This window comes from Roseburia sp. CLA-AA-H209 (genome assembly GCF_020687575.1).
Lineage (GTDB): Bacteria > Bacillota > Clostridia > Lachnospirales > Lachnospiraceae > Roseburia_C > Roseburia_C amylophila.
The window spans coordinates 24,475-42,424 of record NZ_JAJEQU010000020.1 but is presented as its reverse complement, the minus strand read 5'-3'; the positions used below and the strand labels follow the sequence as shown (position 1 = coordinate 42,424).

Below are 17,950 nucleotides of genomic sequence, written 5' to 3'. Positions count from 1 at the left end.
TTAGGATTATCAATCATGCCTTTTTCCCTGAAACTGAAAAATTCACGATTGTCTCCACCGACTATGATATGGTCAATGAGCGGTATTCCCATCAGTTCACACAGCTTGTTCATGCGGTCTGTCATCATGGTATCAGCCTTGCTTGGGAATACATTCCCGGATGGATGACAATGGATTAACATCATGCTTGCCGCATTGCTTAAGATACTTGATTTAAACAGTTCCCTCGGATGTGCCATTGCCTCATTTAAAGAACCAACACTTGCAAAATGCACATTGATAGGTTTTAAATCTGACCTTAGATTGACCACACACACTACCTCCCTGTCAAACTGGCACATACAGTCTCCCATGACAGCAGCTATATCCGCCGGATTGTTAAAGGTATGCTCCGAATAAATCGGAGCATCCTTTACAAGTCTTACCGAAACCACATCAAGCTTGAAGTCATTCTTCTTTGGCATCAGACACCGCCTCCTCTCCAAACTCGACACGGATAACAAAGTCACCTTTCTGGCTGTTTATGAGAGCAATGAGTTCTTCCATTGTAAGTTCCTGCTCCATAACTGCCTCCTATCTGGACTTTTCCTTCGCATCATATACAAGGGGAGGTTCTGCAACGATACCATCAAGTCTCTTGTTTGGTGTATCAGTTGCAAGGGTGAGTTTTCTTAAATCCTTATCATAGTGATATACCTGATTGGAAAGTCTCTCGTCCAAAGACACCTCCTGCATATTTACCTCGACTACCATCTGTGCTAGCATCTCAGGGCTTCCCATATCTGAAGATACTGCAATAACCTCATGCACGCTCGAAGGGAGAATATAAAGGTCACTCTCTAGACTCTCTGCCAGCTCATGAAGCTCATTCTCATAAAGCATGGATGCTGCACCATTGATACCCTTTTCATTGGAAATCACCCACATCGTCTGCTCCGGTGGAATCTCAGCTATCATCATCTCTGCGATCTCCTGTGGCATCCCATCCCTTGCGAACATTTCTTTCATAATGTCATTCATGCTACGAACGACAGGTGGGAAGAGTCTTCTTGTGTTTTCCGCTGCACACTTAAAGAGCTGTTCCTCGCTCATTCCAAGTCTTTTTGCAAATTCATTTGTAATTTTTGAACTCTGCACCGCATCCTTATCTGCACTGATTATTACCTTATACACAATAGAAAGATCCTGGAACTCCCTGTGCGGCACCTGTTCCAAAAATGTCTTATTCTGCTCTGTATTGATGAGCTGGAATACAATCTTCTCGTTAGCATCCTTCATAATGCTGTCCACATCAACATCCGGAGCCTGCTCATATGCCCTTTCCATGAAGTCACATGCAGCCATAAGTGTTTCCTCAAGATCACCACAGTCCTGATACTTCTTATACATGTCATTGATATAAATCGTAGGCGAAATGTTCCTGCCTTCTTCTCTTAAGATGATGCCATCAAGAGTCACATTCACCTTTTCCACTGGCTCTGCCACAAGTTCCACTCCTTTGAACTTCTCAGGCATATAATCCATAAACTTTTCTTTTACTACTTCCTTAAAAATCTCATAATTCATCATATTACGGTTCCTCCTTAATCTAAAAAAGCAGGGAACATAAGTCACTGGCTTACATTCCCCGCAAGGTTAATTGTTACTGTTTATTCTTTTTCTTTCTTCCACGAAGTCCGACTCCAACACCTGTAATAAGTGCAAGTGCACCAATTCCAAGATAAAGAAGCGGATTTGCATTGTCTCCTGTCTGTGGAAGCTTAGGCTCTGTCGGTACATTGACAAGCTTAAGAGTTGCTACAACAACATCCGGTGCATTATCATCATATCGAAGTGTTACATCGTGCCATCCACCCTTGCAGTGAACTATTTATCTGTAATGCACGGGACACATAGGACTGTCCCGTATTCTGTGCATCTTAAACTCCTTTCATTATACCAGCTCTCTTATTTTAAAGAAATACTGCATAAGTCTTCTGTTTTTCTTATAATTTAAGAATAAACCCTTTACCTGCATACGCTCACCTCCTCTCAGAATGTGCCCATTCTTACGAATGAAAGAAATATCCTTGCCACCATAGCGAATAGAAGAAGAATTATTCTGGCAAGTCCTAAGACCAGCTTCAACGCTCCAAGAATTATCCTTAATATCCACTTGAGTATCTCTAAAATTACTGTTCCTACGGCTCCCATAACTCTTCTCATAATAATCAGTCTCCTTTCGACATCCATCCCATTGCAAGTCCTGCAACATCTGCATCGTCCATAACATCTTCTGTAGGTTCTTGTGCTTCACTATTGGCTGCCTGCATTATTACCGGCTGACCAACATTCATCCCGGATATCACTCCGCCTAACAGCCTTATGACCTCTTTCCTAGCCTCATTGGTTGCTACTTCAATGACTTCTTCCTTAATATCCTCAATATCTTCTGACCGGATATATTCAGCCCTCTCTTTTTCCTTCTTCTTGATAACAAAGGTTTCTTTTCCATAATTATCAATATAGAACTGAATCGCATCTATGATGAACTGGTTCTTAGATTTGAAAATCTTCGGATCAAGGTTCTGAATCACATCATTGATTTTCACATGCTGAGGATTGCTCATGTTGAGGCGGACAGAAGTTTTTACTTCATATTCAAGTCTTCTTCCCATCATCTGCCTCCTTATGATAATCGCTTAGTGCTTTTAAGTCCCATTGTGGCAAGCTGCTCATATCCTCTTGCATTTGCCTTTACATCAAGGTTATAGGAAATGTTCTTAGCATCATGACTACCAAAATTCTTCATCACAACTGCCCCGCCTCCGACAAATACAATCGGTGTAGTTTTTAAGTTATACCCAAACTCACGGATTGAGTTATATACCTTATCGACAAAATCCTCTATCTCTGCCTTGATAATGGCAAAGTATTCATCATCAATATCTGACCTGCCATATCGCATGATATTCTGTATCTCTGACTCGTCTACCTCTCCGTTAAGCTGTCTTACACACTGCTCATTGATAGAACGCATACAGGTAATAAGACCTTTTGGAATCGTCACACACTTTGATTCATCCGGTGACTTGTTGATTACCGGCATAATGTCGATTGTCCAGCTACCGATATCTACTATCAGCGTTTTCTTTGCCATTGTAGGAATCTTGTCCACTACTGCTGCATAGCACTGAGGAAATACTGCCACATCATCAATTTCAATATGATACGGCTCATTCTCATATTTGAAGCTTACACGCTTATTCTTTGTCAGGTACTTGATAAAATCATTCTTCTCAGCTCCAAATCTTGTAAGTGGAAGTCCTACAGCAAGGAATACTTTTGCCTCTTCAAGACCTCTTCTTTTAAGTTCCTTAGCAACTGTTGCAAGAGTGAGAAGATAAAAGCTGTCATCTTCAACCTTGGTATCCTTTACTTCCTGCCTCACAGTTCCAACCTTATAGAACTTTCCTTCATACTCAAGTACATCGCCGAAAAGTGCCGGAGTTGTTGTAATCTCCTTAACACCTGTGACAAATACCTGAGAGATTGTTTTCATCATTGACCAGCCATGATCAATGCCGATTACTTCTAACTTGTTATTCATGTTCCTTTCACTCCTTTTCTGTATTGTCTGCATTATTGTTTTGCAAAATTTCATATAATTACCCACACCCTTTCAAGTGCTCAGTTTTGTCAGATGCAGGTATATCATCAGACCTGCCATAAAAATGCTTTCTCACTAATTTCTCATACAGTTCATCACTCTCTGCCTTAACTTTCATAAGACAGTAGAGAACCACTGTACTAATAATGATTACGAACCAAATTAACACCTTGCCCATTCGACCACTCCTCTCAAATAAAAAGAGGACCAAACCAGCTGATGGAATATTCCATCTCAAGTGCTAATTTAGTCCTCACTAAATGTTTTTGATATAAAATTGTACCTAATCTAAGCGCACAGATTCACTCTCAGACTGATTGTGGACATCTGTGATGCTGACTTGGATTTTCGGTTTAATATTGCAGCGCTGCCCTATCTTTACCGCTAAAATGGTATAAAAATAAGGACTAAATTAGTGCTAACCCCTTGATTTTACTGGGTTTCATCTAACTTGGTCCTATTATAACTCAAACACCCCTTTCCCATTTTGAGATTGTTTTATCGCTGATACTAAGCTTATCTGCCAATTCCCGTTGAGTATATTTTTTTGCTTTTCTTTCTTCAGCAATAAATTTACCTATCTTAATTTGGTCCATAGGTTCGTGTCCTCCTTTCTGGATTTATTGTATAAATTCCCACTGTTTATTTACACCCACGTAACGTAGAATATGGTGAGTTTTAGCGGTTTCTATGCTCCGTAGAGTTGTAATTTACTTAAAAAACTTCAAATTTGTACATATCTTTTTACACAGTATAGCACATACCTATCTCTATGCACATCAACAATTTAATCATCCTTATCCTCCTGTCGATCCAAATGCCCCGGTTCCACGTTCTTCCCATGATTCAAAGGTAAAATCTGGTATCAGAACCGGCATGATCACAATCTGTCCGACTTTGTCACCTATCTTATCATCTGCTGCGCCTGCCAGTTGTCTGCAAGCTCCGGCACATAATGAAGCATATCCAGATCAATTCTCTTTCCGATCAGCACATCCATTTCCACACCGTCATCCAGATTGTTTGGATCAGCTACCCTGATGCCGATTGCCGGTATTCCATGCATGCCAGACAGTTTCTCGCCTTATGTGAAATTCTTGAAATATACGATATCTATACAGAGTTTGTTGGCCAGAGTCCTCTTAATCCATTCCGGAACCTGAATGAAAATGGAATGAACAAAGTGCTTGAATATATCAGCGATCTGGAAAGCACCGGCAACTATAAACCGGCAGAGATCATTCCTATCCATGTGATCAGGGAAAAAAAAGTATTTTACAATACCGTTTCCGCTGGTACCGGCTCTTTTCTTGATAGTGACGAATATGAGATATTCTCCTCTCCTGACATTCCGGAGGCTGCCACATTTGGCGTATATGTAGATGGTGACAGTATGGAACCTAAATACCATAATAAGGATCTCATCTGGATTGAACAGACAGCATGCCTTGATGATGGCGAAATAGGTATCTTCTATCTTGATGGAAACGCATATGTGAAGAAATTTCAGAATAACAGACTCGGAACCTACCTCATATCACTGAATAAAAAATATGATCCGATTCCGGTTACAGAGAACAGTTCCTTCAAAATATTCGGCCGTGTTCTTTCATAAGTCCTTTTTTTGGAACACTTAAAACTGTAGGATTATTATAGCGGAACAGACCTGAACAATTCTGAATTTGGAGGTGCATATATATGAATACTGATATGGATATAGACATAAACACCATGACAGACACAATTACCTGCAGACTTGTTGAAGCGAGGGCAGATCTTGGCATTACCCAGAAAGAACTTGCATCAGCAACCGGCATCAGCCTGAAAACTATTGCCAATATCGAGTCAAAACAGCATATTCCTTCTCTGCTATACGCCATGAGAATTGCAGATTTTTTTCACAAACCGGTAACAAGCCTGTTCTGCTATCATCTTGGTGTTCAGCAGACTCCCTCTAAAGGAGATGATCTGAATGAATAATAAAAAAATGTTAGATTTCCAGACAATCGCTGTTGATTTTGATGGCACTCTCTGCTACAGCAAATGGCCGGAGCTTGGTCAGCCAAACCAGGCACTGATCGAATATCTCCAGGAATGGAAACGCAATGGCAACAAACTCATTCTCTGGACCTGCCGCGCCGGTGAAGCTCTGTCGAATGCTGTCGAATGGTGCCGGGAACAGAATCTTGAATTTGATGCAGTTAATGACAATCTTCCGGAAAACGCAAAGGCATAGAACCCGTAATGGGGCTATGCCTTTGTGCTTATTCTGGCATTCATTTTTAGTTAGTGCGGGTTATTTACCTAATACAGTTCTTTTCATAATAAAAATCTGTTAGTTAAACTTTTTCAAATTTTGCTACTTCATCCGATAAATCTTCCGAAAGGTTCTTATTTTCGTCCGCCTGCACTGTAATTGCTGAAATTGCTGTTACAAGTTGTGATATCTCTTGTGCTACGTTTGTAACACCTTTTGCAGATTCTTCAATCGCTATAGAAATGTTATTGATACCTTCATTCATATCATTCATTGTACCTAAGCTATCTTTTGACTCAACTGCAAACTCGTTAAATGTATTACTTGCCTGATCAGAATCAGCATCATAATTTCCAATAATTTTTACAAAGTTGTCATAATCAAGTGCTACCTTTTCATCTACAAAACGAATCATTTCTGTTGCATTTCCAGACAGATTGTTTACTGCCTCAATAACTTTTCCACTGATTTCCTGAATATTGTTTGCTGTCTCACGTGAACTATCTGCAAGCTGTCTGATTTCATCTGCAACAACGGCAAAGCCCCTGCCTGCTTCCCCTGCTCTTGCTGCTTCAATCGATGCATTAAGTGCTAGAAGATTTGTCTGTGCTGCGATATTTAAGATATTTTCTGTAAGTTTTGCAATTTCATTTACAGACTTAGATGCTTCTACTGCCTCCGCGACATCCTTTTGAATGCCATCAAATGTTTCTACTGTTTTTTCTTTTGATGCAATCGCTTCTTTATAGCTATTTTCTGCAGTAAGCTTCACTTCATGCATCTTCATTGCAGAGTTCTTAGCATCCTCATTCATGCCTGCCATTTTCTCCAGCAGATTATTACATCCTTGGGCTAAATCAGATAGAGAAGCAGATACCTCTTCCATGGATGCTGCAAGTTCTTCCGATGTTGCACTCACATTGGATGCACTCATATTTGAAGATTCCGCCTCATTTTGTACAAGATAGGAAGATTTTTTCATATCTTTTGATACACTCTGAATCTTTACCATAAGATTTTGTAATGTTTCAATAAAATGGTTGACACCATTTGCAAGCTGACCAATTTCATCACTGGTTTCATCAAATACTCTTAACGTAAGATTACCCTGTCCTGATTCTATACCTAAAATGATATCATCCAAATCATTCTTTGCTCTTTTTGCTGGACGAACAATGGACTTATTAATAACAATCGAAAGAAGTACGATTACAATAATATCAGCTACCACAAGTGCAAGATCAAAAATGATGCTTCCATTTATTCTGTAGTTGATATGTCTGATGGCTTCTGCCACTTCTCCTTTTGCTGTTTCAAAAACTGCGGTATCATTATTTTTCACTGCTTCTTCATATTGTTCAAACTGTTCTATAAGCACATCATTCTTTCCTCGAATAGCTTGTAATGCCATTAAATTCAAGACTGTAACCAAAACTGCAAAAAAGCCTACAGACACTAACATTGTTACTAACTTTTTTCCCAAGTTCTTTCTCTTTTTCATGTTTATTTTTCTTCTTTCTGCGAAAAGCGCCAATGCGTTATGTTTTGGAATTTTTTACCATCATTCTACCCCACCCCACAAAATTTTGTCAATACTTTATTCTCTTGATAGAAAATTTTAATCTTTACTCTGATGAGGATGGCGTGAAACACATCCGTATCAAAGCCAGACCTAATAAATGGCATGAGAATGACTGCCCTTTCTGTCACAAGTCATGTCCTGCTTATGACAAACATTCCAGCAGACCAACCACTTGGAGGGGGCTGGGAAACTGTAGGTCGCTGTGTCAATCGTGCTCTTCACGATTTAGAACCGGAGCGCTCAAGAAGACTTGATGGTCTGGTTAATATCGGCATTGACGAAACCAGTTACAAAAAGGGTCACAGAGTGTGTAAATGAATACACTCCTGACTGCGCCCGTTGTGTTGATTCCTTTCACGTAGTCGAGTGGGCTATGACAGCTCTCGATGAAGTCAGAAAAGATATCTGGCATGATGCCTACAGCGAATATAAGCAGATCAAAAAAGATAATCCATATGGCAAGGGTCGTCCTAAAAAGGATGATCCTGAACTTGCTATTGTGAAAGCAGCTAAAGCTAAAGCAGATGAGATAAAAGGCTCTGCATACATGATAAAGGTTCTCTGTTTCCTTTTTGATACCAAATATCATATGCATTATATAATATCTTTCTTGGGTGGAATTGGTTATCTAATTAACTACATTATTTTCTATCTAAAATATTCATAAATTCGTCACCTGTAATTGTTTCCTTCTCATACAGGTACATAGCCAGTTCGTCCAGTTTTTCCCTGTTTTCAGCAAGGATTTTTCTTGCTTTTTCATGCTCTGCTTTTACGAGCTGCACAACTTTTTCATCAATTTCCTTCTGGGTATCTGCAGAACAGGAAAGAGACGTATCGCCGCCAAGATACTGGTTGGTCACGGTTTCCATTGCCACCATGTCGAATTCATCTGTCATGCCGTAGCGGGTGATCATCGCTCTTGCAATTTTTGTTGCCTGTTCGATATCATTGGAGGCTCCGGTCGTGATCTCACCAAATACGATCTCCTCTGCCGCACGTCCGCCTGTAAATGTAGCAATCTTATTCTCAAGTTCTTTTTTCGTCATCAGATATTTATCACCCTGCTCAACCTGCATAGTGTAGCCGAGTGCACCTGAGGTACGCGGGATGATCGTAATCTTCTGGACCGGTGCTGAATGACTCTGCAATGCAGCTACCAGAGCGTGTCCTATCTCATGATATGCAACAACCTTCTTCTCCTGATCTGAAAGAACCGCATTCTTCTTCTGATATCCTGCAATAACCACTTCTATACTTTCTTCGAGATCAGATTCATTTACAACGGTCCTTCCACTACGGACAGCACGTAATGCTGCTTCATTTATAATATTGGCAAGCTCCGCACCGGATGCACCGGATGCCATACGTGCAATCGTATGCAGGTCAACATCATCAGATGCTTTTATCTTCTTTGCATGAACCTTTAAAATTGCTTCACGGCCTGCAAGATCCGGCAGTTCAACCGGCACACGCCTGTCAAAACGTCCCGGACGTGTAAGTGCCGGATCTAACGACTCCGGACGGTTCGTTGCAGCAAGAATGATGACACCATTATTTCCTTCAAATCCGTCCATCTCTGTAAGAAGCTGGTTTAAGGTCTGCTCCCTCTCATCATTTCCGCCCATTTGTCCGTCACGCTTTTTACCAATGGCATCAATTTCATCAATAAACACGATACATGGTGCCTTTTCCTTTGCCTGTCCGAAAAGATCTCGAACTTTGGAAGCTCCCATACCGACAAACATCTCAACAAATTCTGATCCGGACATTGAGAAAAATGGTACATTTGATTCACCTGCAACTGCTTTTGCAAGCATTGTTTTGCCGGTTCCCGGAGGTCCTACAAGAAGGACACCTTTTGGCATAGACGCACCTACATCGGTATACTTCTTCGGATTGTGAAGATAATCAACGATCTCTGAAAGGTTTTCTTTCGCCTCATCTTCTCCTGCAACATCTGAAAAACGGATTCCCTCGCTGGATTGCACATAAATCTTCGCATTGCTTTTTCCCATTCCAAAAGCCATCGAATTTTTTCCTCCGGCATGCTCCATCAGTTTCTTCGCCATATAATTTCCCAGTGCGATAAAAAGGATCAATGGCAAAACCCCGGTCAGCAGGAAGCTGATGATCGGTGACATCTGCTTATCGATATCTTTTGCGAATACTGCTCCACATTCATATAGCCTGTCCGTCAGGTTCGGATCGTTCATCAGACCTGTTTTATAAATATTTTTTTGATCTTTATCTGTAAAGATGATCTGATTGTCCTTAACTTCTACTTCACCGATATTCTTCTTCTCGATCATGCTCATAAAAGTTCCATAATCCGTTTCCTTTACCTGATGCTCCATAAGGATTGGTGTGACAACCAGATTAAATACGATCAGCACTATTAACACAATCCCATAATAATATGCCAGTGGTTTTTTCGGTGTTTTAACTTCTTTCATGGTCTTTCCTCCTGTTGTTCTGCGTTATGCTTTCTCCGTGCATTTTCGTATTATTTATTCTGCCATCTGACTTCGCCCTTGGACAGAAGCGGATAACAGATCAGCTGATCTGAATCCAGATTTTCGGCATGCATGTCAACCGCTGTGATCTGATGATTATCATAAGTCGTATAATAATAAATACCTTTTGCTGTATTACAACAGGATGTGTATATCGTGATCTCATATTTGCCTTCTGTCACCTCACAGCATCCACGTTGCTGATCTACGGATCCTAAGATATGGAAGAACTGGCTTACACTCTCATCCTCTTCTTCACCGGAGATCGAATTTAATTTTGTAAAGGCAACTTTCACAAATCTTGACTGGCTGGAAAGATCTCCAGGTATTCCCATTCCACCCATTCCTCTGCTATATGCATCAAGCTGTAATACTCCTGCAAAAGTACTCTCCGGCTGTTTTCTGGATACTCCGGCATAATTATTAAGTGCAAACATCTGACCCGGGAATGGTGGATTATTGGTAAGCACTCCTACCGGATTATCATATACATGCAGCCCATCCTTCATAGACTCAACAACAATACAGGAGTCTTTGTCTGCAATGATCCAGTGAAGCTGTGCTGTCGGCAGCTGTTCGCTGAATGCTGTGCCTGTCAGTCTCATTGCTGCCAGCTTCTCTCTCACCTCTTCTACAGTAGCACACTGTGCAAGGATCCATGGGATGAACTCGAACTGTGCCACCTGGCTGACTTCTGTTTCATCTTCCGGCAAAACCTCTTCATATGCCGCATTGCCAACAAAATTAAGACCTGCCATTCCAAGGCCTTTTTCATTAACAGCATCATAATAAAGCGGATAACCTCCTGCAACAAATGCCATTCCGATCAAAGCATAATGGCTTTTTATCTTCCCGGCAAACCGGAAATCAAATTCGTAATTTCTTGGCGTTATCGTGATCTGTTCCCCATAGGAAAATTCATAATCAAGCGTTCTGCCCATATAAAAATCTTTTGTTTTGTAAGTTGCTGCTGTACACATATCGAACACCTCTTCTTTCTGCTATAATAGTCCTGCAAACAATCTCATAAACAACTGTCCGATCCGTAAATATGCACTCCGTCCTGTGCGGTACTTTTCGGTCACTTCCCTGCATTCATTCATGGTTGCTCCAAGATCATCTCTTATATCCAAAACTGTCTGACTACCATTATACTGCATTATAAGGCAGATAAGCAATCTGTCTTTTTGTCATAAAAAACCTTATCTAAATGACATTGAATGACTTATTTTCTATCTAAAATTTTATTAAACCGACTAAAGACTCCATAGTTTGTGTGTTTGACTTACTGTTTATATCTATCTTCTCCTAAATATTTTTCTAGTCATTGCAATATAAAATTGCTTATACAGTCTCTCCCTTAAGAGTCCTGGTATTCTGGATAATATACAGAGCGACCGATATGACCATCATGATAGCGCACAAACCAATCAACAGATCTGATACCATCGGTGTAATGTGGAACCATATAATATGCACCGCTGCAGTTCCATATAATAAAAAGGTTACTATCTTTCCATGCCAGTCTGCACCATGTACTTTTCCTGTCTTTCGTATCACAAGACATCCACTGACTACCATATACAGCTCCTTACCTGCCATTATTACGATTAAAAGAAGCATATGCTGAAAACGAGTAAACAGACAGATTAACATCGCTGCCTGTGTCAGCTTATCAGCCACCGGATCAAGTATTTTTCCTAAATTACTAATCCTATGGAATCTTCTTGCGATATATCCATCAGCAAGATCCGTAAGACCAGACAGCAATAAGATTTCACCAGCTAACAGAGGATTTTTCTTTACACAATAACTCCATATAATTACCGGAATCAGACAAAGCCGAAAAAAAGAAAGAAGATTAGGAACCGTAATAATTCTATTCAAATTTTCTTCCTGATTCACTTCACTCTGCATGTACGGTCACATCACTTTCCTTTTTTTTAGACATAAACCAATAAAATATAACACAAAATGCTAAAGCAAACACAACACCAAAAACATTTTGAATCACTCTAAGACTAACCGCTCCTTGTAGTCCATAAGTCTCTGCAGCAATGGCTAAAGCACCAAATGTGTTAAATACTGCCTGCCAGCCATATTTTGCTGAAAATCCTACACCGATTCCACCAAGAATTCCTATATATGCATAGATTGACGAAGGAAGCAGAAAATATAATATTGTAAAACATATAACACCCGCAATATTTCCGACAATCCTTTTACGGACTCTGTAGTGCATATCTTCCATAAACGGCAAAATCGCGGACATGGCCGCAATACCAGCCCACATTGCACGTGGCATATTACAAAGTTCTGCAATGCAAAGGACAATCGGTACGCATAAAATCTGACATATCTGCCATTTTGTTCTGGAAGAAGTGATATCAAATTCTTGTATCAGATCTTTCAGATTTCTTTTATAAGTTCTGTTTTTATGATTTCGATAAAATACGAAGCAGGTAAGTGCTGCACCTAAAGCCATTCCGACTAATCGCATCTGATAGCTTTTTCCTGTAACATCATAACCATATAGCAGCAGATACCCAAGAACCAATGTAGATTGATTAAACATGAATGGATTATGGCATCCGAACAGAATCAATACAGCCAGTGCCGCAATATTTAACAGCATTCCCAATACCGGTGAAAACTGATTTGCTAAATGCGGACATACAGCCATAATTACAAAGAACAAAGCCAAAAGCATCGTAGATTGTCCGGTATGGATCCCCAGATCCGCATTCCGAAATACCATAAGGCATAATAAAACTACTACACCCACAATACTATTCTCATTTCCAAATAAGATACTGAAAATAGTAACAAATAAAAAACAAAATGCCATTGTAACAGCTATCTTCACCAGATATACCCACATATGATATAATTTTTCTTTTCGTGTTTCACTCTTTTTCAACAGATTTTTAGAACCTGCCTGATTTAACTGCAATTCCTGATAAAATGTCATGTAATTCCTCCTCTATCTGTTTTTCTTAAACTTATATGGCCTCATCTTTCTGTATTGGAAGCTCTACAACAAATCTGCATCCACCATATTCACGGTTTTCTGCTTTGATTGTTCCTCCGGCACTATCTACGATCCGTTTTACAAGTGCAAGACCTAGGCCATTTCCTTCTGCTTTATGAGATCCATCTACCTGATAGAACTTGTCAAATATTCTGGATTTTACATCATCCTCTATTCCTGGTCCTTCATCTTCCAGAATGAACTTAACAGAATCCTGTTCTTGTTTCAGAAACATCGTAATTGTCCCCTTTGAAGGGCTGAACTTAATCGCATTATCCAAAAGATTTATCCAGATATGCATAAAAAGTCCTTCATTCCCAGTATATTTAACTTCCTCCAATTCTACCTGAAAACCAATTTCTTTTTCTGTCCATTTTGTTTCCAATGAAAGAAATGCCTGGCGGATCTGTTCATCCAGACGATATTCTGTTTTTTTCATTGGTATATTCTGATTCTCTAACTTGGATAACAGCAAAATATTACCAACCAATCCGGAAAGTCTTTGGGTGTTAAATAAGATTTTTTCTACATATTCCTCTTGATCCGGAGACAGTTCTTCTCCCTGAAGCAGCATTGTATATCCTTCAATGGCATTAATCGGGGTCTTAAACTCATGAGAAACATTAGATACAAAATCCATCTGCAGCACCTCTGTTGCACGAAGTTCTTTTGTCATAACGTTAAAACTTTGATAAGATTCTCCAACTTCTGCTATACGGCTGTTCGTTTCCAAATGCTGTTCAAAATCTCCCCGAGAAACTTCCTTCATTGCTTTACTAAGTCTGGTAATTGGTTCCAATAACTTTGCATTAATAAAGGAAGTGATCAGCCCTGCAATCAATGTATTGAAAATCAAAAGCCAGCCAAGCACAGGTATGCTGCCCGGCAGATTAAAAAAATGATTCAAAATAGCAAATAATAAAGCAGATATAACTGTTGAAAATACAAGTGCCAGCCAGATTGCACCAGTCAGACAGGATCGGATCCGCAATCCTTTTTCTTTCTTTTGTTCCATTATTTTTTCACCACCTTGTATCCAATTCCACGCATTGTTACGATTTCAAAATCAGGGTTATCTTTAAAACGCTCTCTGATTCTTCCTATATGTACCTCTATCGTATGTGGGTCTGCCTCCGTCTCGTATCCCCATACTTCATCCATCAACTGTTGTTTTGTAAATGTTCTGCCTGGCGAAGCTGCAAGCTTATATAAAAGCAGGAATTCTTTTTTAGGCAAAACAAGACTTTCCTTATCAGTTGTAACCGTCATTGCATCATAATCAAACTCTGTTGAACCGATCACAATTTTGTGTTCATTCAGTATCTGTGCACGGCGAAGCAGTGCTCCGACTCTTAAAACCATTTCATTCACATTTACCGGTTTTACCATATAATCGTCACTTCCCGAAAGAAATCCCTGGCGCATATCATCAAAGGAACCTTTCGCAGTGATCATAAGAACTGGTATCTGATATCCTGCTGAACGAAGTTCTGACACCAGTTCATAACCATCCATAACCGGCATCATAATATCAGAAATGATCAGATCAATATATTCCTTATCCAATACTTCTAATGCCTGTGCTCCATCCGATGCACTTTTGACTTGATATCCATTCTTCTCAAGCACTTTTTGGAATAGCTGGCTTAATTCTTTATCATCTTCTACAATCAATATTTGGAACACGTTTTCCTTCCTCCTTATTAAAACAGATACCTTGCCCATCCAAGCAGATGCTGTACCAAAAATATTTTTCTCTGACGCTTCTTTGTCAATTCAATTGGCTCTACATGATACGGATCACGATAGGTTCCATCTTCCAATACCTGTCGGGACACTCTTTCATATTCCACCATGCTCTCTTCCAACTGTTTATTAATATCTTTACTGCGAATTACAAGCATCAGTTCCGTATCCAGATATGCACTTCTCATGTCCATATTAAAGGAACCGATTACAGACAGATCATCGTCAATCAGAATACTTTTTCCGTGGTATGAATAACCGCCTTCATATTCCCAGATATTAATTCCTGTACTTAAGATTCTATTTCTGTTTTTCGCATAATCGGCAGCCCCAAATGGATTCCCATTATTCGCAACTGAATTTGTCATGATAGAAAAATCTGAAACGTTCTCTGCAATCTCCTCCCATGTATTATACATCATATCATTACAGATAATGTATGGCGTGTGGATCTTCACACGATTTTTTGCATTTTTCATCAATTCTCCCAATTGATACCACACTACTGGTTCTTTGGAACCTGTGTGAATAGGATTTGACACTAATGCAATCTTTTCTGTCTCAAAAGTTTCGTCCGTGTAATCGGTATCGCAGATTCTTTCCTTATTCTCTTCAAAATATTTCTGATAGCCGTTCTGCAGCTCTAAAACTGCGTTCTTTACAGATTTTCTATTTGCCAGTTTTTTATTGTCATGAAAATAACCACTGTCTTCCTGATTCCATATGGTTTCAAAATACTCTAACAACTGGTTAACTGAATTTTCTTTCTCAGGTTCATCGCAAACCACTAACACGTCTCTATCATAGTTCTTATGTCCCGGAAAATCACCCAGGAAATAATTGTATGTATTTCTTCCGCCAAGAATATATGTCTTACCATCTGCAATCAAATATTTATCATGCATTCTACCCATCATTTTCCATGGTTTCAACGGGTTGGCTTTATTATACAGTTTAATTTCAACATTCTCATGAGAAGATAATCCATAGAAATACGGATTTCCTTCCATATCAATCCAGCTCTCCATTCCATCTACTAACAGACGAATATGCACACCTCTGTCTGCCGCATCATGCAGTGCTCCTAAGATTAATTTTCCACTTTCATCGGATTTAAATGCAAAAGTAGAAAGAATAATTTCCTCTTTTGCATTCTGGATCAAACGCACTCTTTGTAAAAGCGCTTCTGGATTCTTTTCTATGATCACTGCACGTTCCGTATTTTCACTGCATTCGTTCCACGAACCATTTTTTGTTTCTTTTTTGGTTGTATTGGACACTTCCGGCTGCTTTTTATATGCAATGCAGATTCCGATCAATTCATAAAAAGCCACACATAAAAAAATTGCCAGTATAACAAGAAGGATTTTACATATTTTATGCTTTTTCATTGTACATCACCTGATTCCTTTTTATTTCATACTTATACAATACAAAGTCAATCTCAATTTAACCTCAACAAGGTTTGTTTTTTTCATCCATGCAAAATTTTCTTTGTACAACAGACTGTTAGATATAGCAAAAACGGCCTTTCAAAAACAGTTAACTTCTAAATCAACTGTTTTTTGAAAGGTCGTTTCATCAGATTCTTATAGCAATCCAGCAAATAATCTCATAAATAATTGTCCCAGTCGCAAATATGCACTTCGTCCGGTTTGATATTGGTCTGTCACATCACGACATTCTCCCATCGTTCTTATCAGATCATTTTTTATTTCCACAACTGCCTGACAATCTACCATAAAACAGCCGTTTTCAAAATGGTGATATAAACTTCGATAATCCAGATTAATTGTTCCACAAGTTGCCATACAGTCATCTGCCACACTCATTTTTGCATGACAGAAACCAGGAGTCCACTCATAAACACGAACACCATGTTTAACTAATCCATGATAAAAAGAACGAGTTATATTATAAATGAATTTTTTATCAGGGATACCAGGTGTGATAATTCTTACGTCTACCCCTCGCTTAGCAGCCAGACATAACGCATGCGTCATTTCATCTGTTATGATTAGATATGGAGTCATAAACCAACAATATTTTTCAGCTTTATTTATCATACTGATATAAACTTCTTCTCCTACTTGCTCATTATCCATAGGGCTGTCTGCATAAGGTTGAACAAACCCAGTTTGCTGTGCCGCATAATCATATTGGAAAAGGTATTTACTAAAATCAGAATCATTAGCATCCTTATCACTTACTGCATTCCACATTTCCAAAAATGTCACCGTAAGCGACTGAACAGCATCTCCTTCTAAACGAATACCTGTATCTTTCCACTGTCCATACGGGTGTGTGTAATTAAAATATTCGTTTGCTAGATTATATCCACCTGTAAATCCGACTTTTCCATCAATAACTGTTATTTTTCTATGATCACGATTGTTCAAAAACAGATTTAAACCTGGCATAAACGGATTGAATACACGGCAATGAATTCCTATTGCCTCCATCTTTTTCACAAAATCTGTGTTAATAAAGCCTATAGAACCCATATCATCGTAGAATACTCTAACTTCCACACCTGCTTTTACTCGCTCTTCCAGAACATCTTGAATCTTATGCCATGCTTCAGCGTCTTCTATCGCATGATATTCCATAAAGATAAACTTCTGTGCTTTCTCCAAATCCTTAAGCTGTGCCTCTAATCCTTTCACTGCTTCATCAAAATACACAATATCCGTATTCTGATAGATTGGATACTGCGAATTTCTTTGTATGTAACTTGCTATATTTCCTGCTTTCGGAATTGTTTCTTTTATTCTGCTCAAACACTCCTGACTGTCCGGAAGCATTGGTAACAATTTGCTATCAATTTCTGCATATCGCTCACGCATTTTATGTGTGCCACCATTCAAACCAATCAACAAATACAGGCCTACACCCATAACTGGGAAAATTAGAATTAAGATGACCCAAGGCATTTTCATAGAGGATGTCTTATTTGATGCGTACAATCCCAAAACCAAGATCCCACTCAAAATCCTTGTAAATAAATTTATGATTTCTGCATATTCATTCAAGCGTGTTACGATAGTAATAATAAAAATCACTTCCAGAAGAATGCAGATTATGGAAAAACACAGCCGTTTTACCCCATTTTTTGTTTTTGCTTTGCCCTCTAAAGTATCTTGTTTCATATATATTCCTCCTTCCTACT

At 39.2% G+C, this 17,950-nt stretch carries 21 protein-coding genes; 4 read left to right on the top strand and 17 right to left on the bottom strand.

Annotated elements, in window-relative coordinates:
- From LKD41_RS13970 to LKD41_RS13935, 8 genes are all read right to left on the bottom strand, one after another.
- Window positions 1-464: JAB domain-containing protein (locus tag LKD41_RS13970; RefSeq protein ID WP_227701502.1), on the bottom strand; the 464-nt coding region annotated here is incomplete at its 3' end.
- 109 nt (window positions 465-573) lie between these two features.
- The gene (locus LKD41_RS13965; protein WP_015516970.1) at window positions 574-1,569 is read right to left on the bottom strand and encodes a DUF5688 family protein; all 996 of its coding nucleotides are present in this window, start codon (window positions 1,567-1,569) and stop codon (window positions 574-576) included.
- A gap of 73 nt (window positions 1,570-1,642) precedes the next feature.
- Entirely contained in the window at window positions 1,643-1,870 is a 228-nt protein-coding gene (locus LKD41_RS16085) for an LPXTG cell wall anchor domain-containing protein (protein WP_081021251.1), read from the bottom strand.
- A 161-nt stretch (window positions 1,871-2,031) separates the two neighbouring features.
- Complete coding sequence (locus LKD41_RS13955) at window positions 2,032-2,205, bottom strand: hypothetical protein (protein WP_015516967.1); 174 nt, start codon at window positions 2,203-2,205, stop codon at window positions 2,032-2,034.
- Between the two features lie 5 nt (window positions 2,206-2,210).
- Complete coding sequence (locus tag LKD41_RS13950) at window positions 2,211-2,657, bottom strand: ATP-binding protein (protein ID WP_227701501.1); 447 nt, start codon at window positions 2,655-2,657, stop codon at window positions 2,211-2,213.
- Between the two features lie 11 nt (window positions 2,658-2,668).
- The gene (locus LKD41_RS13945; RefSeq protein WP_117922569.1) at window positions 2,669-3,589 is read right to left on the bottom strand and encodes a ParM/StbA family protein; all 921 of its coding nucleotides are present in this window, start codon (window positions 3,587-3,589) and stop codon (window positions 2,669-2,671) included.
- Window positions 3,590-4,116: 527 nt separating this feature from the next.
- On the bottom strand, window positions 4,117-4,245 hold the full coding sequence (locus LKD41_RS13940; RefSeq protein ID WP_227701500.1) for a helix-turn-helix domain-containing protein: 129 nt from the start codon (window positions 4,243-4,245) through the stop codon (window positions 4,117-4,119).
- Window positions 4,246-4,553: 308 nt separating this feature from the next.
- Window positions 4,554-4,715 carry a hypothetical protein gene (locus LKD41_RS13935; protein ID WP_156454684.1) on the bottom strand — a complete coding sequence of 54 codons (162 nt, stop codon included), beginning with the start codon at window positions 4,713-4,715 and terminating at the stop codon, window positions 4,554-4,556.
- A 108-nt stretch (window positions 4,716-4,823) separates the two neighbouring features.
- Between LKD41_RS13935 and LKD41_RS13930 the strand changes: the two genes are divergently transcribed.
- The 3 genes from LKD41_RS13930 (at window position 4,824) to LKD41_RS13920 (ending at window position 5,885) form a co-directional block, all read left to right on the top strand.
- Window positions 4,824-5,264 (top strand): S24 family peptidase, encoded by a 441-nt coding sequence (locus LKD41_RS13930; RefSeq protein WP_227701499.1) that lies wholly within the window; start codon window positions 4,824-4,826, stop codon window positions 5,262-5,264.
- An 83-nt stretch (window positions 5,265-5,347) separates the two neighbouring features.
- Window positions 5,348-5,629, top strand: coding sequence for a helix-turn-helix transcriptional regulator (locus LKD41_RS13925; protein WP_117699037.1), 282 nt, complete (start codon window positions 5,348-5,350; stop codon window positions 5,627-5,629).
- Entirely contained in the window at window positions 5,622-5,885 is a 264-nt protein-coding gene (locus LKD41_RS13920) for a hypothetical protein (protein ID WP_117699036.1), read from the top strand. Before LKD41_RS13925 ends, LKD41_RS13920 begins: the two co-directional genes overlap by 8 nt.
- 103 nt (window positions 5,886-5,988) lie before the next feature.
- Here the strand turns inward: LKD41_RS13920 and LKD41_RS13915 are convergent, their stop codons facing one another.
- Window positions 5,989-7,389 carry a methyl-accepting chemotaxis protein gene (locus LKD41_RS13915; RefSeq protein ID WP_227701498.1) on the bottom strand — a complete coding sequence of 467 codons (1,401 nt, stop codon included), beginning with the start codon at window positions 7,387-7,389 and terminating at the stop codon, window positions 5,989-5,991.
- Window positions 7,390-7,741: 352 nt separating this feature from the next.
- Between LKD41_RS13915 and LKD41_RS13910 the strand changes: the two genes are divergently transcribed.
- Complete coding sequence (locus LKD41_RS13910) at window positions 7,742-8,155, top strand: transposase (RefSeq protein ID WP_227701497.1); 414 nt, start codon at window positions 7,742-7,744, stop codon at window positions 8,153-8,155.
- On the opposite strand, the gene ftsH is transcribed toward LKD41_RS13910, so the two are convergent.
- The 8 genes from ftsH to cls form a co-directional block, all read right to left on the bottom strand.
- Window positions 8,130-9,944, bottom strand: coding sequence for an ATP-dependent zinc metalloprotease FtsH (gene ftsH, locus LKD41_RS13905; protein ID WP_227701496.1), 1,815 nt, complete (start codon window positions 9,942-9,944; stop codon window positions 8,130-8,132). The genes LKD41_RS13910 and ftsH overlap by 26 nt on opposite strands.
- Window positions 9,945-9,994: 50 nt before the next feature.
- Window positions 9,995-10,984, bottom strand: a complete 990-nt coding sequence (gene bsh, locus LKD41_RS13900; protein ID WP_118173522.1) for a choloylglycine hydrolase — start codon at window positions 10,982-10,984, stop codon at window positions 9,995-9,997.
- A gap of 364 nt (window positions 10,985-11,348) precedes the next feature.
- Entirely contained in the window at window positions 11,349-11,921 is a 573-nt protein-coding gene (locus LKD41_RS13895; protein ID WP_227701495.1) for a CDP-alcohol phosphatidyltransferase family protein, read from the bottom strand.
- The gene (locus LKD41_RS13890; protein WP_227701494.1) at window positions 11,911-12,975 is read right to left on the bottom strand and encodes an FUSC family protein; all 1,065 of its coding nucleotides are present in this window, start codon (window positions 12,973-12,975) and stop codon (window positions 11,911-11,913) included. Before LKD41_RS13890 ends, LKD41_RS13895 begins: the two co-directional genes overlap by 11 nt.
- 31 nt (window positions 12,976-13,006) lie before the next feature.
- Window positions 13,007-14,050, bottom strand: coding sequence for a HAMP domain-containing sensor histidine kinase (locus tag LKD41_RS13885; protein ID WP_012740924.1), 1,044 nt, complete (start codon window positions 14,048-14,050; stop codon window positions 13,007-13,009).
- On the bottom strand, window positions 14,050-14,760 hold the full coding sequence (locus tag LKD41_RS13880; RefSeq protein WP_003693048.1) for a response regulator transcription factor: 711 nt from the start codon (window positions 14,758-14,760) through the stop codon (window positions 14,050-14,052). Before LKD41_RS13880 ends, LKD41_RS13885 begins: the two co-directional genes overlap by 1 nt.
- Complete coding sequence (locus tag LKD41_RS13875) at window positions 14,739-16,172, bottom strand: phospholipase D family protein (protein ID WP_227701493.1); 1,434 nt, start codon at window positions 16,170-16,172, stop codon at window positions 14,739-14,741. Before LKD41_RS13875 ends, LKD41_RS13880 begins: the two co-directional genes overlap by 22 nt.
- 198 nt (window positions 16,173-16,370) lie before the next feature.
- The gene (cls, locus tag LKD41_RS13870) at window positions 16,371-17,930 is read right to left on the bottom strand and encodes a cardiolipin synthase (RefSeq protein WP_118173527.1); all 1,560 of its coding nucleotides are present in this window, start codon (window positions 17,928-17,930) and stop codon (window positions 16,371-16,373) included.
- Window positions 17,931-17,950 lie beyond the last annotated feature (20 nt).

Excerpts from the sequence above, each read along its gene's own strand:
- LKD41_RS13930 (WP_227701499.1), top strand. The coding sequence starts at position 4,824 with ATGAACAAAGTGCTTGAATATATCAGCGATCTGGAAAGCACCGGCAAC.
- LKD41_RS13955 (WP_015516967.1), bottom strand. The coding sequence starts at position 2,205 with ATGAGAAGAGTTATGGGAGCCGTAGGAACAGTAATTTTAGAGATACTC.
- LKD41_RS13925 (WP_117699037.1), top strand. The coding sequence starts at position 5,348 with ATGAATACTGATATGGATATAGACATAAACACCATGACAGACACAATT.
- LKD41_RS13940 (WP_227701500.1), bottom strand. The coding sequence starts at position 4,245 with ATGGACCAAATTAAGATAGGTAAATTTATTGCTGAAGAAAGAAAAGCA.
- LKD41_RS13880 (WP_003693048.1), bottom strand. The coding sequence starts at position 14,760 with ATGGGCAAGGTATCTGTTTTAATAAGGAGGAAGGAAAACGTGTTCCAA.
- LKD41_RS13950 (WP_227701501.1), bottom strand. The coding sequence starts at position 2,657 with ATGGGAAGAAGACTTGAATATGAAGTAAAAACTTCTGTCCGCCTCAAC.
- LKD41_RS13920 (WP_117699036.1), top strand. The coding sequence starts at position 5,622 with ATGAATAATAAAAAAATGTTAGATTTCCAGACAATCGCTGTTGATTTT.
- LKD41_RS13965 (WP_015516970.1), bottom strand. The coding sequence starts at position 1,569 with ATGATGAATTATGAGATTTTTAAGGAAGTAGTAAAAGAAAAGTTTATG.
- LKD41_RS13945 (WP_117922569.1), bottom strand. The coding sequence starts at position 3,589 with ATGAATAACAAGTTAGAAGTAATCGGCATTGATCATGGCTGGTCAATG.
- cls (WP_118173527.1), bottom strand. The coding sequence starts at position 17,930 with ATGAAACAAGATACTTTAGAGGGCAAAGCAAAAACAAAAAATGGGGTA.
- LKD41_RS13895 (WP_227701495.1), bottom strand. The coding sequence starts at position 11,921 with ATGCAGAGTGAAGTGAATCAGGAAGAAAATTTGAATAGAATTATTACG.
- LKD41_RS13875 (WP_227701493.1), bottom strand. The coding sequence starts at position 16,172 with ATGAAAAAGCATAAAATATGTAAAATCCTTCTTGTTATACTGGCAATT.
- LKD41_RS13890 (WP_227701494.1), bottom strand. The coding sequence starts at position 12,975 with ATGACATTTTATCAGGAATTGCAGTTAAATCAGGCAGGTTCTAAAAAT.
- LKD41_RS13885 (WP_012740924.1), bottom strand. The coding sequence starts at position 14,050 with ATGGAACAAAAGAAAGAAAAAGGATTGCGGATCCGATCCTGTCTGACT.
- bsh (WP_118173522.1), bottom strand. The coding sequence starts at position 10,984 with ATGTGTACAGCAGCAACTTACAAAACAAAAGATTTTTATATGGGCAGA.
- ftsH (WP_227701496.1), bottom strand. The coding sequence starts at position 9,944 with ATGAAAGAAGTTAAAACACCGAAAAAACCACTGGCATATTATTATGGG.
- LKD41_RS13910 (WP_227701497.1), top strand. The coding sequence starts at position 7,742 with ATGGTCTGGTTAATATCGGCATTGACGAAACCAGTTACAAAAAGGGTC.
- LKD41_RS13935 (WP_156454684.1), bottom strand. The coding sequence starts at position 4,715 with ATGCATGGAATACCGGCAATCGGCATCAGGGTAGCTGATCCAAACAAT.